We start from the raw sequence: 13,813 nt of genomic DNA, 5'->3' as shown, positions 1-13,813 counted from the left end.
TCCTGCCCCGACCCAGCCGGGTGTGGGCGGCGGCCCCACCTCACCGGGCAATTCCGGCGGCGACCCCGGCGCTGCTCGGCGGCACGGGCGTGGTGTCCGGCGCGCTGGGCCGTCGGCCTGGTGTGCACGGTGCTCTGGCTACGCCGGGGTCACTCCCGTTTCAAATTAAACAACCGGCCCGTGTGGCGGTTCCTTCAGTCGGAGTGATCGTGGGTAGATGATGACCCGGCTCAGTCCGGCTTCGGCCCCGTCTCGCCGATGTGCACGAGCGCGTCGCCGCGGTTCACCAGGGGCGCCTCGGCACGGCCGATGACCACGCCGGTGCGGTCCGCCTTCACCGCGGACACGGTGCGGCCGAACGAGTCGTAGAGGGTGCCGATGCGCTCGCCGTCCTCCACGAGCTGGCCGAGCACCACCTCGGAATGCAGGATGCCGTCCTTGCGGGCGCGGACCCAGCCGGAGCGCCACACCACGTGCCGTTCGGGCAGGTCCGGGGCCACGGGCTCGGACTCGTCCCCCATGGCGTCCACCACGGCGGGGACGTCGGCGTCGTACTCGTCCCCGCGCTGCGTGGCGGGCTCCACGCCGAGCGGGGCGAGGTCCACCATGTCCATCGCGGCGAGCACGCGGAGCACGCCCTCCACCCCGGGGGCGATCGCGTACTCGTCGAAGCGCCAGCCCTCGCCGGCCTCGTAGAGCAGGACCCGAGCACCGGCCTCGCGGGCGGCGGCGCGCAGGGAGCCGTCCCGCAGGCGGGCGTGGTACATCACCGGGGCGTCGAAGGCCTCGGCCAGCTCACGGGTGCGGGCGTCCTCCAGGTCGCAGCGGATCTGCGGGAGGTTGGAGCGGCGGTCGGCGCCGGTGTGCAGGTCGATGCCCACCTCGCAGCGGCTGATCACCTCGGTCATCATCAGGTGCGCGATCCGCGAGGCCAGCGAGCCGCGCGCCGAGCCGGGGAAGGACCGGTTCAGGTCCCGGCGGTCCGGCAGGTACCGGTCCCCGGCGAGCACGCCGAGCACGTTGACGATCGGCACCGCGATCAGGGTGCCGCGCATCTGCTTGGGGTTCAGCTGGGACAGCACGCGGCGGATGACCTCGATCCCCACCACCTCGTCGCCGTGGATCGCGGCGGACACCCACACGGTGGGCCCGTCCTCGCGGCCGTGCAACACGTGCACCGGCAGGGTGATGTCCGCGCCGGTGATGGTGCGGGAGATCGGCAGGGACACCTCGCGCCGGTGCCCGGCGCGCACCTTCACGGAGCCGAAGGCGAAGGACGGACGGGGACGACGACGGCCCGGCGCCGTGCGTGCGGACGGTGCGGCGGCCGTCGTCGGGCCTGAACGGGCGGGCACGTCCTCGCCCGGGACGGACGTGGACGCGGTGACCCCCGGCTCGGCGACCTTGGGCTGACGCTGGTTCTGGTCCGCGGTCACCGCTTGCCCCAGTTGCGGCGGCGGATGGCGCGCGGCGGGATGCCGCCGGCGTAGGAGCGGGCGCAGTCCACCAGGAAGCCGCGGGAGAGGACCTCTCGGCCGATGAGCATGCGGAAGCCCATCTCGTCCCGGTCCGTGAGGGTGACCTCGGCGTCCAGGGTGCGGCCGGCCACGGTGAGCGGCACCATCACCACCTGGCGGACCTCGGCGCGGCCGTTGGAGGAGCGGACGGTGCGTTCGTCCACCACGGGCAGCTCCACGGTGACGGCGTCCTTCGCGGACGTCTGCCAGGGGTGCACCTCGAAGCGCACCCACGGGTGGTCGTCGCGGCGGAACTGCTGCACGTCGAAGGCGTGGAGGGCACAGGTGCGGGCACCGGTGTCGATCTTGGCCTTCAGCCAGGGGACGCCGGCCTCCGGAAGGGAGACCCATTCGCGCCATCCGACCGTGACGGACTCGACTGCCGTCTCCGGGGTGACCTGCTTAGACTCTGACACGCCCCTATCTTGTCAGGAGATGCCCGGTGAAGCTCGCCATTCTGTCCCGATCGCTCCGCGCGTACTCCACGCAGCGCCTGAAGTCCGCGGCCCTCGAGCGCGGTCACCAGGTGAAGGTCCTGGACACGCTCCGGTTCGGCATCGACCTGTCCACGGAGGAGCCGGACCTGCTGTTCCGCGGCAAGCCGCTGTCCACGTATGACGCGATCCTGCCGCGCATCGGCAACTCCGTGACCTACTTCGGCACCGCGGTGGTCCGCCAGTTCGAGCAGATGGACGTGTACACCCCCAACACGGCCGCCGGCATCATGAACTCCCGGGACAAGCTGCGCGCCACGCAGATCATGTCCCGCCACGAGATCGACATGCCCGCCACCGTGTTCGTCCGCAACCGCGGCGAGGTGTCCAAGGCGATCGACATGGTCGGCGGGCGCCCGTGGTCATCAAGCTGCTCGAGGGCACGCAGGGCATCGGCGTGATCCTGGCGCCCACCAAGAAGGTGGCCGAGGCGATCATCGAGACCCTGCACGGCACCAATCAACAGGTCCTCATCCAGCGGTTCATCGAGGAGTCCAAGGGCAAGGACGTCCGCGCCCTCGTGGTGGGGGACCGTGTGGTGGCCGCCATGCGCCGCTCCGCCCAGGGCGACGAGTTCCGCTCCAACGTGCACCGCGGCGGCACCGTGGAGAAGGTGGACCTGTCCCCGGAGTTCGAGGAGACGGCCGTGCGGGCCGCCCGCATCATGGGCCTGCGCGTGGCCGGCGTGGACATGCTCGAGGGGGAGAACGGCCCGCTGGTCATGGAGGTCAACTCCTCCCCGGGCCTGGAAGGCATCGAGCGCGCCACCAAGCTGGACGTGGCCGGCGCGATCGTGGACTACATCGCGGACCAGGCCGGGTTCCCGGACATCGACGTCCGCCAGCGCCTGGCCGTCTCCACCGGCTACGGGGTGGCCGAGATCTCCGTGAACATGGGCGCGGACATGATCGGCAAGACCATCCGCGAGTCCGGCCTGTGGGAGAAGGACATCCAGGTCCTCACCCTGCACCGCGGCACCAAGGTGTACCCCAACCCGAACGCGGACAAGGAGCTCGAGGAGAACGACCGCCTGCTCTGCTTCGGCAAGCACGAGAACATGCGCTCGCTCATCCCGGCCCGCTCCAAGCGGCCCAAGCGCGTGCGCAAGCTGCCGAAGAACCCGATCATCGAGCCCGTGGCGGAGGAGCCGCCCGCGGACAGGGAGGCCTGAGGGCGCTTCCGCCGGGGGCTGACAGCATGGGGCCATGACCTCTTCTGCGCGCCCCGCCCTGAAGCACCTTCCCGTGGCCGAGACCGCCCCGGTGATGGACCGGCTGGTCCGCATGGTGGCGGCCGTGAGGCCACAGGACGCGAAGGAGGTCCGGGCGCTCGCCGACCGCCTGCTCGCCGAGGACGGCCCCGCCCTGCGCGAGGCGCTGGTGGCCCGTGCGGAAGCGGAGGACGCGGCCGGGCGGAACTGGATGTCCGAGCCGTGGCTGCAGGGCTACTTCGCCGAGCGGCGGCCGTTGCCGCTGTCCACGAACGTGGTGTTCCAGGTGGCCCTCGGCCGCGACCAGCCCGGCGGCGCCGTGGAGGACCCCGTCGAGCGGGCGGCGGATGTGCTGTGGCGTGCCGCCGCCGTGCACGTGGCCGAGGCGCGCGGGGAGACCGAGCCGCCGGTGGACGGGCGTGGTTCGCCGGTGGATCCTGCCCAGTTCGCCTGCCTCAACGGCGGGCTGCGCGAGCCCGGCGAGGGCGCGGACACCTTCCGTGCGGCGAAGCCTGGCGCGGCCCGGCGTGAGGCCGGCCTGGTGGTGGGAGGTCGCCTGTTCGCGGTGCCCCTCACCCACGACGACGGCCGCCTCCTGGGCAGAGCAGAGCTCGCCTCGACCGTGGGCTGGGTGGTGCGGCAGGCGCATGGTCGGGCTGTAGAACCCGGGAGCGCCGAGGACGGGGCCGACGGCCGCGGCGGCGATCCGGCCTTCGGTGCGCTGTCCGCGCTGGGCTCGGCGCATCTGGCAGAGCTCATGCCTGAGGTGCTTCAGGACCCGGAGAACGAGGCCGTCTACGAACGGCTGCGGCAGATGCTCTTCACCCTCACCCTGATGGACGGTGCGACCGGCGAGCGTAGGGGGGAGGGTCCAGGTGAGGGCGTGGATGGCGGGCCCGGTGCGCTGGTGGACGGGACCGGCATGGTGGCTGTCCGGGACGCCGCAGCGATCCGCCAGGGCCTCACCGATCCTGCCCTGGCCTGGGTGTATCGGCCGATCTCCTACCTGCACCGACTCTCGGACGGCTGGACCGCCATGCACGTGGAGCACTCCACCGTGGACGGGGCGACCCTGGTGGAGGCCGTGCGTCGCATGCAGGAGGTGGTGGTGGAGGGTGACGCCACGGGTGGGTCCGCAGAGGTCGGTGAGCTCCGCTGGAACCTGACGCGGAACATGACGGGTCGTGCAGAGAGCCTGCTGGCAGGGGTGACGGAGAGGTCCGAGCAGCTGCGGGTGTGTGTGGTGCGCACGCGGAAGCCGGACGTGCGGGCGGCCGGGATGAAGGTCAGCCTGGACGCGGTGCAGCAGCTGGTGGTGGCGCTGGCCCAGCGCCTCGCCTATGGGCGGGTGCGCGGGCACTACGAGTCCGTGGACATGCGCGAGCACCAGGCCGGGCGCACCGAGTGCCTGCGGCCGGTGACCCCGGAGCTCGTTGCGCTGGTGGAGGCGCTCGCCCAGGGGAGTGTGGGGCAGCGGCCTGCCGGTGAGTGGCGGGAACTGCTCGTGGCCGTGCTGGACGCGCACCGGGACTGGGTGAAGGCGTGCAAGGCCGGAAACGGTGTGGACCGGCACCTGTTCGGGCTGGGCCTGGCAGCCGAGGCGGTGGGAGTCCGCGGCGGTGCGGATGAGGACGGAGTGGACTCGGGCCGTCACGCTGCCGCTTCTGGCGGCGAAGCGCTGACGGCCCTGGTGGAGCACCCCGGAGTGCGGGCGGCACGGGAGGACTTCCTGTCCACCACGTCGATCGGGTCGGCGGCGCAGGTGGTCCGGTATGCGTTCGTGCCCTCCGTGGAGGACGGCTTCGGGGTGGCCTACACGCCGGGGGAGGAGTGGCTCGAGTTCACGGTGAGCCACTGGGCCGGCGAGGCCGCCGCGCCGGAGCGGTTCCTGCAGGCGCTGGGGTGGGCCGCGGAGCTCGTGGACGGGATGCTGAAGGCCGTGGGCGAGGGCGGCTGATCGGGCTGTCAACCTCGTTGTCCCCAGCTTGTGGGCGCTTGTCCACACGTGTTCTCCACAGATGTGGATGTTGTGGATTGCGGTGTGGAAAGGGGTTTATAACACCGGGGTGAGACAGGGGTCAAACCTGGGTTCGAGGTGTGATGCAGTGATCAGAGTACTCCCAGGTAGAAATCTTCTCCCACAGGCGTGGAGCGGTATCATGCCTGGTCAGAGGGTGGTTTCCGGTCTGCTGTGGGTTTCCCCCACAGTGTTGTCCCCAGCGCCACGCCGCGCAATCCACACGACACGCCGCACTGTCCACACCCCGTCCACAGAAGGTGTGGAACACGCGGTTGTGACAGGTTCCGCGGCGCGGGTAGTGTCCTGTGCTATCCCCACGTCGCAGGCGGTGGGTATTGGCCGGCAGGTGACCACTACGTCGGCGTCCATCCGCCGTCCCGTGACGGGAGGTGTCCTCCGCCGCATCGACGTCCTGCATGTTGGTGCGGCGGACTTGAGACCGCTGCGGCGAGCGGGGGATTCACAGAGGAATACGGGGCCGGTTCCGCCGGCTCGAAGGCCGCCGTCGTGCCGCGCCGTGGGAAGGGAGAATCCGGAAGATGTCTGACGAGTACGGAGACTCCGGCGCCTACGACGACGGCGGCCGCTCCTCCGAACGCGGCGTGCTGCCGCCCCAGGACCTCGAGGCGGAGCGCTCGGTCCTCGGCGGCATGATGCTCTCCAAGGATGCGATCGCGGACGTGGTGGAGATCCTGCGAGGCCACGACTTCTACCGCCCGAGCCACGAGATGATCTACGAGGCGGTGATCGACCTCTACGGCCGCGGGGAGCCCGCCGACGCCGTCACCGTGGCGGACCTGCTGAACAAGCGCCAGGAGCTCACCCGTGCCGGCGGTCCGGCCTATCTGCACGAGCTGATCCAGTCCGTGCCGACCGCCGCCAACGCGAGCTTCTACGCGGAGATCGTGGCCGAGAAAGCCGTGCTGCGCCGCCTGGTCACCGCCGGCACGAAGATCACCCAGATGGGCTACACCGGAGACGGTGAGGTCGAGGAGATCGTCAACGAGGCGCAGTCCGAGATCTACAAGGTCGCGGAGAACCGCCAGTCCGAGGACTACGTGCGGCTGTCCGAGATCATGGAGCACACGGTCGACGAGATCGAGGCCGCGGGCAACCAGGGCGAGGGCATGACCGGTGTGCCCACCGACTTCTACGACTTCGACGAGCTGACCCAGGGTCTGCACCCGGGTCAGATGATCGTCATCGCTGCCCGTCCGGCGGTCGGCAAGTCCACGCTGGCGCTGGACTTCGCGCGTGCGGCGGCGCTGCACCACAACATGGCCACCGTGTTCTTCAGCCTCGAGATGGGCAAGAACGAGATCGCCATGAGGCTGTTGTCTGCCGAGGCGACCATTGCGCTGCAGGACCTGCGCAAGGGCACCATCCGGGATGACCAGTGGTCCAAGATCGCCGCGACCGTGGGCCGGCTCAACGACGCCCCGTTCTTCATCGACGACTCGCCGAACATGTCCATGATGGAGATCCGCGCGAAGTGCCGGCGGCTGAAGCAGAAGAACAACCTCAAGATGGTGGTGCTGGACTACCTGCAGCTGATGAGCTCGGGCAAGAAGGTCGAGTCCCGTCAGCAGGAGGTGGCCGAGTTCTCGCGTGCGCTCAAGCTGCTGGCGAAGGAGTTGGAGGTGCCGGTGATCGCGCTGTCCCAGCTCAACCGTGGTTCTGAGCAGCGTACGGACAAGCGGCCCCAGGTGTCCGACCTGCGTGAGTCCGGCTCGATCGAGCAGGACGCGGACATGGTGATCCTGCTGCACCGTGAAGATGTGTATGACAAGGAGTCCCCGCGTGCCGGCGAGGCCGACCTGATCGTGGCGAAGCACCGCAACGGCCCCACGAAGACCATTGTGGTGGGGTTCCAGGGGCACTACAGTCGGTTTAGCAACCTCGCACAGGATGGCGGGGGTGCTGGCGGGTTTTGAGTCGCAAGGGGGCTTCCGCCAAACTATTCTCGGGAGGGGAAAGCCTTGGGCGAACTTTCTATTCGCAATCTTATCGATCGCGTCGAAAGGGGAGAGATTCGTATCCCGGCATTCCAGCGCGGATTTGTCTGGGATGCGGAAAGAATCTCCTTTTTGATGGACTCGATCCACAAGGGATATCCGTTTGGTTCGGTCATATTGTGGCAAACACGAGAGCGATTGAAGACTGAACGCCAGCTTGGTCCCTTTAAACTCCCGGACCCGGAGGACAACTTCCCAATCAACTATGTGCTTGATGGGCAGCAGCGATTGACGTCAATTTTTGGTACATTCCAAACAGACCTGGTGCCTGAAGGTGCAAGTGAGTGGCCGACTATCTATTATGACTTTGCGGCGGACGAGGACCTTCAAGAGAGTCAGTTTATTATCCTGGATGAGGGCCAAGTGGCGGATCCCGGGCGGCACTTCCCTATCAACACCTTCTTCAATACCACCGAATACCGCAAGGCCACTCGGGACCTGAGTGATTCGGAAGTTGAAATCATCGACAAGGTGCAGGCCAACTTCAAAGAAGCAAAAATCCCCACACAGGATATTGTTACGGATAATCGGGGGAAGGTCGCTATTGTCTTCGAGCGAGTTAATCGCCTTGGCGTCGAGTTAGACGTCCTTCAGCTATTGTCGGCGTGGACGTGGAGAGAAGACTTCGATCTGCAGAAGAAATTTGAAGAACTAACGGAGATTTTGGCACCCTTTGGGTTTGGAGAAGTTGGGGCAGACTCAAACCTTATGCTTCGTTGCTGTTCGGCAATCATCGCTGGCGATGCTGCTCCCGATACCCTGATGAATATGAATGGGGCAGAACTCCGTGAGAGGTTTGATGAGATCTCAAACGGGATTAAGGGCGCCATTGACTTCGTGAAGGGGTCGCTGAAAGTTGCAAAGCTGGGGAACCTGCCATACACGGCGGTCTTGGTTCCCTTGTCAGTGTTCTTTGCGCACAAAGAGGGGAGTTCGATTAAGGTTACGAATAGCCAGCGGGAGGTGTTGACGCGCTGGCTATGGCGATCGTTCTTTTCGAAACGGTACAGTGCTGGCGTTCTGCGGAATCTGAAGCGTGACATTGACGAAGTTCTTAAGTTGAAGGATGGCAAGCCATCAGCCCTTGGGGATATCTCAGTCAACGTTGATCAGGATTTTTTCACGGAGCGGAAGTTCCAAGTGAGCGCCGTAGATTCGAAGACTTTTGTCCTGCTCCTCGTCCAGGCCACACCACGCAGTTTTGTTTCGGCTAGCCCGGTCGACCTTAATGCGGTCCTCAAAGCTTACAACAGGTCTGAATTTCACCACATCTATCCGCAGGCATTTCTTAAGCAGTCCTATACTGGCACTGTTGCCATTGGTGCGCTTTCGAATTTTGCCATGATCTCTGCGGCTGATAACAAGACCTTGGGCGGGAAGTCTCCGAGTCGTTACAAGCAAAACATGCCTTCGGAAGCCTTGCAGGAGATTCTAGATTCCGCACTAATTGGTGATGTTGTTTTTGACGATGACTATGAAAAGTTTATCGAAGACCGTTCAAAGAAGCTTCTGGATTTCGCGAACAGCCTTATGGCCTGAGGGTCTCGTTGGTTCTGTAGTCAGCGTCAGAGCCCGCCGATAAATGAAATCGTCGGTAGGTGCGAATCGATGCCGGACCGCGAATGGGCCCTGGAATGATGATTTCGCCAGGGACAACATTCCTGCCAAGGTCGTGGCCTCGGTGGGTATGGCGAAGATTTCCGGCTCATCATGCCGTGGTCTGAGATGATCGGCCGGACGCAAGCGAGGGAGTGGCGATGAGCGCATGGGTGGTCCGCGCGGGACAGCGGGGGGAGAACGAGCACTGGAACATCGAGCACGGGCGCGTGAGCGTGGGCTGGCCCGAGGTCGGTGACCTCTCACCCGCCACATCCCGGGAGGACGTCCGCCGTCGCGTGGAGGAGGCCTACCCCGGCGACGGCGCCGCCCGCTGGGCCAACTACACCGGCCAGCTCTGGGCGTTCCGGGACTCCATCCGCCCGGGTGACCTCGTCATCCTGCCGCTGAAGACCAAGCCCGGCTACGTGCAGTTCGGACGCGTCACCGGCGCGTACGCCCACGACGCGGCCGAGGCTGGCTGGCACCGCAGCCACTCCCTGCCGGTGGACTGGCTGGGGGAGCCGGTCTCCAAGACCGTGGTGGGCCAGGACCTGGTGTACACGATCAACGGCATCTTGACGGTGTTCAAGCCGAGCCGGAACGACGCCGAACGTCGCCTCGAGACCATCGCTCAAGGAAAGCCTGACCCCGGGTTCACAGAGGGGCTGCCGCGTCCGGTGGCGACCCCCGCCGACCACGCCACCACCGAGGTGACGGACCCCGAGACGGCACCGACCGTCGTCGCCATCCGGGACCGCATCCGCGCCCATGTGGCCGGGGAGTTCCGCGAGCACGAGCTGACCCACCTGGTCGCGGAGATTCTCACGGTGCTCGGCTTTAGGTGTGAGGTCTCGCCACCCGGGCCCGACGGTGGCGTGGACATCATCGCGGGCACCGGCCCCCTGGGGCTGGACGCGCCGACGCTGATCGTGGAGGTGAAGTCCGAGCCGACCCCGATCGGTTCCCGGGTGCTGCGGGGGCTGCACTCTGCGATGACACAGCACCGGGCGGATCAGGCACTCCTCGTGGCCTGGGGTGGGGTGACTCGACCAGCAGAGCTGGAGTTCAAACGAGACCGCACGACCATGCGCATCTGGGACGCCGACGCGCTGCTCGATCAGCTCTTCCTCACCTACGACCGGCTGCCGGCCTCCACGCGGGCGCGGATCCCGTTGCAGCAGGTGTGGGTGCTGGAGGATGAGGGATGACGGAGCCGGAGGTGCTGGTGGCCGAGGCGCGGGAGGCGCTGCTGAACGGTCCGGTGTTCCGGGTGCGACGGGCTGAGACCGCGCCTGGTGGCGTCAAGGCCCTCGCGGCGGACGGTGTGGAGTTTCTGAAGGGGCGCGGACTGTACGCGATCTCCGAGGTGAGACCGTCGTGTGAGGAGGCCGGGGCGCTGGACGCGCCGGTCGGCCCCGGCGGCCTGCTCTACGTCGGCAAGGCGGAGAAGAGCCTGGCCCAGCGGGACGTGCGGCAGCACTTCGGTACCGGGAAGACCGGGCGGTCCACCGTGCGGAGGTCGTTCGCCGCGCTGCTGCGGGACGACTTGGGCCTGGTGCCCGTCCCACGGGCGACGGCATCGACGACCTCGACGGCGCCGGCCACGTTCGCATTGACGGAGGGGTCGGACCTGCGGCTTACCGAGTGGATGACCGAGCACCTGGCATTGCGCGTCTGGACGCCGCCCTCCGAGGCGGTGGCGCTGGCCGACGTCGAGCGTGGGGTGATCAGTTCCCTGAACCCGCCGCTGAACCTGACCCATGCCGGCCCGCGGCCGCTGCTGAAGGCGGCGCGGAAGGTGATGATGGAGGCGGCACTGAGTCAGGCTTCCTCGACGATCTCCCCATCGGTGCCGTCCTGATCATTCGAGGTCGTGCTTCCGAATGCCTCCGGCATCAGGAGGCCGTACTTCTCGCTCAGGAAGCGCGTCTGGCAGTAACGCTGCGCGTCGGCTGCGACGGCCCCGAGGACTGCTGAGTTGGTCCCGGCGCCAAGGACGATGCCGATCACCGGCAAGGCCTTGCTGACGTTCTGGACGCTGGCACGCGGTCCGGCGGCACCGGCGTTCTCCATGAGCCGCTTCAGAGCTGCGGCCAGCCGATGGTCCCGCAGTAGGTTCTGGGACCACCGCTGACGCCCGTGTGTCGCTACGGCGGCGTTCGCCACCTGCTGCATGGGGGCTGCGCGCCCGGCTTGGACCATGAAGGAACGGGTGACAAGCCGGCGGATGAACTCTCGCTCGGCAGGGTCCTTCGCATCGAAGCCGTACGAGTAGGCGACCCGGCTGGCGATCGACGTGCTCAGGACCTGGATCACCAGCAGGTCGGCTGTGAGAGAGGTAGGGAGGCCGGCGACCGGCACCATCGCCAACGCGCCCATGCTGCCGCCTTCGAGCGCCCCGAAGGTGCGCCACTTGAGGGTGTTGCGGGTCAGAAGGCGGTCGCACGCCTTGAGGTCGCGGCCGCGCAGCTCGGAGACATCGGTAATCTCCAGACCCTTCTTGTTCGCGATCTTCACGACCGTCTGCGGGTCATTCAACTCGGCGGACCAGTTATTCACCAGGTCGAGCAGGGCAACAGCCCCCTGACCGTGGGCCCGAGCACCTTGTCGCCGAGGATTTCGGTGGCCTGCCGGGAGTGCTCCTTCACCGCGTCGGGAATGCGGTCCCCGATCCTGTTCGCGGTTTTGGACAGTACATTCGCGGACCGCTCGCCCGCGTCAGTCAGCCACGTGGGGAGCGCCCGCCTTTTCGCCTGGCGGTCCCAAGGGGCTTGTAGGCGTTGCCAGGTCTCTCGCTCGTAGGCGCTCATCTCTGGGGGAGGGTGTCCTCGAAGGTCATGGCGTGAGCCTAGCGGCCGGGGCGGACGCCCTCGGCTCGGGGGCGTCCGCCCCGTCACACGGGTCTCAGCCCCGGCCGAACCCGGCCAGCATCACCGTGAGGTCATCGCCGTCCGCGCCGTCGTCGTCGGACGTGCGCCGGCCCACGTCGGGTCGACTGGCGAGCGCGTCCGCGGTGCGCCGCCCCAGGCGCATCGCCGCCGGGTCCGGGCCGGGCAGGTCCGCGGGCAGGTCGAGGTCGTGGTGGTGGACGGCCAGCTCCATGGCCCACGTGGCCAGCAGGTCCCCGCTGGTGAGCACGTGGCCCTGGAAGTCGTGGGTGCCGTCGTCGAGGGCGGGGACCGCGTGTCGCAGGCCCGCGGCCACCTGCCGCAGGTGCTCCATCGCGTGCGGGGGGCGGGCGTAGGCGGAGGCGGTGCGGCGGGTCTGCAGGATCCCCGGGACGGGGTCCTCGTCCGCCTCCTCCTCCCAGCTCGTCCAGTACGAGGCGGAATCCACGTCCGGCGCGGCGTCCGTGCGGGCCGGCAGCCCCGCGAGCATCTCCTGGAAGCCCGCGCGCACGTGGGACGAAGCAGTCGAGGCGCGACCAGCCGTGGGCGTGGCTCGGGCCGAGCAGGGCGAGGTCGTTCAGGGTGTCGACGGCGGCCTCGAAGGCGTCGAGCGCGGCGAGGAACGCAGGACGGGCCTCGTCCAGGGGCACGGTGAAGCGGGTCATGGGGTCCCTCTCTACCCCGCCCGCGCCGGGACGGCGAGGCTCGCGCGACGGCTCCGACGGTCCCGCGGGCGGCCCCGGCCTCCGTGGGGCTCACGCCAGGCACAGGAAGCGCCGCAGCTCGTCGGCGCCCGTGATCCGCACCGGCTCGTCGGCGCGCACAAACTCGTCGGGGCGCAGCTCGAAGAGGACCTCGGTGGTCGGCGTCCCGCGGCGCTCGGCCTGGCCACGGCCGGTCTCCCGGTAGCCGACCTTCGCGCTGACCCGACGCGAGGCCGCGTTGTCCTCCTAGGCCGAGGAGGTGACGACGTCGAGCCCCAGGCCGTCGAACGCGAGGACGCACATCATGCGCCGCATCCGGGTGCCCAGTCCCTGCCCCTGGAACGGCAGGCCGAGCCACGAGCCGGTTTCCATGCTGCGCGACCCGGCGACGTCGGCGCCGTTCATCGCCTGCATGCCGACGACCCGCCCGGCCCGGCGGACCACCAGCTCGATGCTCGCGCCGCCGCCCTGGGTGCGGGCCAGCGTGGACGCGAAGAACCGCATGCAGTTCGCCGGGATCTCCTCCGCGGGGGCGTCCGTCCACGGGAAGGCGAACGGCGCCCAGGACGGGTCGTGGATCCCGCCGGCGACGACGTCGAGCACCTCCGGGACGTCCGCCTCGCGCAAGGCGGTCATCCGCAGGTCGCCGGACTCCACCACGAGGCCGTAGGGAGGCCAGATCTCCTCCAGGGTGCGGGTCATGACGGGAGGCTACCGGTGCCGGCGGGCCGCCGCCCGCCAGCGCCCGCTAACCCCGCCCCGCCCTCTCTTGCCGCCGCTGATACGATGGTCTGCATGGCATACAGAGGCATCGCATCGATGAGGCTCCGCTCCGCCCGCTGACGGCGGCGGCGACTCGTTTTCCCTGACTCCGCTCGCCGTCCTGGCATCCCGCCGGGCGGCCCCTTCGTGCTGCCCGGCTCCATGACGAGCTGAGAGACCACGATGACTCTGACCCCTCCCCACGCCCCTGCCCTGCCTGCGGGCGCCTCCGCCCACATCCGAGCCGAGGGCATCACCCTCATGCTCGGCGACCGCACCGTCCTGGACCATGCGGACGTGACGGTCTCCGCCGGCTCCCGGCTGGCGATCGTCGGCGAGAACGGCCGCGGCAAGACCACCCTCCTCCACGTGCTGGCCGGCACCCTGGCGCCCGACTCGGGTACCGTGACCCGCGCCGGCACCCTCGCCCTTGTCGAGCAGGACCTCGACGCCGACGACGACCGCACGGTCGGCGACCTCATCCACGATGCCATCGGGGAGTCGCTCGCCGTCCTGGACCGTCTCGAGGCCGCCACCCCGCGCCGCTGGCCGAGGGCCGGCCGGGCCGCGGACGACGACTACGCCCGCCGCGCGAGCGGCCACC

At 68.2% G+C, this 13,813-nt stretch carries 12 protein-coding genes and 1 pseudogene; 7 read left to right on the top strand and 6 right to left on the bottom strand.

Features of this window, described 5'->3' with window-relative positions; translation table 11 throughout:
• Window positions 1–230: 230 nt before the first annotated feature.
• Together AC2W7A_RS03485 and AC2W7A_RS03480 are read right to left on the bottom strand one after the other, a co-directional pair.
• A complete protein-coding gene (locus tag AC2W7A_RS03485; protein ID WP_485990138.1) occupies window positions 231–1,259 on the bottom strand; it encodes a succinylglutamate desuccinylase/aspartoacylase family protein in 1,029 nt (342 codons plus the stop codon).
• Window positions 1,260–1,432: 173 nt separating this feature from the next.
• The gene (locus AC2W7A_RS03480) at window positions 1,433–1,933 is read right to left on the bottom strand and encodes an ATP-dependent zinc protease family protein (RefSeq protein ID WP_485990137.1); all 501 of its coding nucleotides are present in this window, start codon (window positions 1,931–1,933) and stop codon (window positions 1,433–1,435) included.
• Window positions 1,934–1,959: 26 nt separating this feature from the next.
• On the opposite strand from AC2W7A_RS03480, the pseudogene rimK reads away from it, so the two are divergent.
• The 6 genes and pseudogenes from rimK to AC2W7A_RS03450 all read left to right on the top strand — a co-directional run bounded on the left by rimK (window position 1,960) and on the right by AC2W7A_RS03450 (window position 10,716).
• Window positions 1,960–3,182 (top strand): annotated as a pseudogene (gene rimK, locus AC2W7A_RS03475) (30S ribosomal protein S6--L-glutamate ligase).
• A gap of 34 nt (window positions 3,183–3,216) precedes the next feature.
• Window positions 3,217–5,178 (top strand): choline/carnitine O-acyltransferase, encoded by a 1,962-nt coding sequence (locus AC2W7A_RS03470; protein ID WP_485990136.1) that lies wholly within the window; start codon window positions 3,217–3,219, stop codon window positions 5,176–5,178.
• A 602-nt stretch (window positions 5,179–5,780) separates the two neighbouring features.
• The gene (gene dnaB / locus AC2W7A_RS03465) at window positions 5,781–7,175 is read left to right on the top strand and encodes a replicative DNA helicase (protein WP_485990134.1); all 1,395 of its coding nucleotides are present in this window, start codon (window positions 5,781–5,783) and stop codon (window positions 7,173–7,175) included.
• Window positions 7,176–7,220: 45 nt separating this feature from the next.
• On the top strand, window positions 7,221–8,795 hold the full coding sequence (locus AC2W7A_RS03460) for a GmrSD restriction endonuclease domain-containing protein (protein ID WP_485990133.1): 1,575 nt from the start codon (window positions 7,221–7,223) through the stop codon (window positions 8,793–8,795).
• A 218-nt stretch (window positions 8,796–9,013) separates the two neighbouring features.
• Complete coding sequence (locus AC2W7A_RS03455) at window positions 9,014–10,063, top strand: restriction endonuclease (protein ID WP_485990132.1); 1,050 nt, start codon at window positions 9,014–9,016, stop codon at window positions 10,061–10,063.
• 11 nt (window positions 10,064–10,074) lie between these two features.
• Entirely contained in the window at window positions 10,075–10,716 is a 642-nt protein-coding gene (locus tag AC2W7A_RS03450) for a GIY-YIG nuclease family protein (protein ID WP_485990131.1), read from the top strand.
• Here the strand turns inward: AC2W7A_RS03450 and AC2W7A_RS03445 are convergent.
• The 4 genes from AC2W7A_RS03445 to AC2W7A_RS03430 all read right to left on the bottom strand — a co-directional run bounded on the left by AC2W7A_RS03445 (window position 10,677) and on the right by AC2W7A_RS03430 (window position 13,149).
• The gene (locus AC2W7A_RS03445) at window positions 10,677–11,414 is read right to left on the bottom strand and encodes an EcsC family protein (RefSeq protein ID WP_434988521.1); all 738 of its coding nucleotides are present in this window, start codon (window positions 11,412–11,414) and stop codon (window positions 10,677–10,679) included. The genes AC2W7A_RS03450 and AC2W7A_RS03445 overlap by 40 nt on opposite strands.
• Window positions 11,411–11,665, bottom strand: coding sequence for a hypothetical protein (locus tag AC2W7A_RS03440; RefSeq protein WP_434988520.1), 255 nt, complete (start codon window positions 11,663–11,665; stop codon window positions 11,411–11,413). The genes AC2W7A_RS03445 and AC2W7A_RS03440 overlap by 4 nt, the downstream gene beginning before the upstream one ends.
• Before the next feature lie 94 nt (window positions 11,666–11,759).
• Window positions 11,760–12,254, bottom strand: a complete 495-nt coding sequence (locus AC2W7A_RS03435; RefSeq protein WP_485990130.1) for a hypothetical protein — start codon at window positions 12,252–12,254, stop codon at window positions 11,760–11,762.
• A 439-nt stretch (window positions 12,255–12,693) separates the two neighbouring features.
• Window positions 12,694–13,149, bottom strand: coding sequence for a GNAT family N-acetyltransferase (locus AC2W7A_RS03430; protein ID WP_485990128.1), 456 nt, complete (start codon window positions 13,147–13,149; stop codon window positions 12,694–12,696).
• A gap of 243 nt (window positions 13,150–13,392) precedes the next feature.
• Between AC2W7A_RS03430 and AC2W7A_RS03425 the strand changes: the two genes are divergently transcribed.
• The coding region (locus AC2W7A_RS03425; protein WP_485990127.1) for an ATP-binding cassette domain-containing protein at window positions 13,393–13,813 on the top strand (421 nt) is incomplete at its 3' end.

This window comes from Micrococcus sp. LASM2_SD2, from assembly GCF_057364565.1.
The sequence above is the reverse complement of the archived record's forward strand: the minus strand, read 5'-3'. Positions and strand labels throughout refer to the sequence as shown.

Coding starts and splice junctions, on each gene's coding strand:
- AC2W7A_RS03470 (WP_485990136.1), top strand. CDS start 3,217: ATGACCTCTTCTGCGCGCCCCGCCCTGAAGCACCTTCCCGTGGCCGAG.
- dnaB (WP_485990134.1), top strand. CDS start 5,781: ATGTCTGACGAGTACGGAGACTCCGGCGCCTACGACGACGGCGGCCGC.
- AC2W7A_RS03455 (WP_485990132.1), top strand. CDS start 9,014: ATGAGCGCATGGGTGGTCCGCGCGGGACAGCGGGGGGAGAACGAGCAC.
- AC2W7A_RS03440 (WP_434988520.1), bottom strand. CDS start 11,665: ATGAGCGCCTACGAGCGAGAGACCTGGCAACGCCTACAAGCCCCTTGG.
- AC2W7A_RS03430 (WP_485990128.1), bottom strand. CDS start 13,149: ATGACCCGCACCCTGGAGGAGATCTGGCCTCCCTACGGCCTCGTGGTG.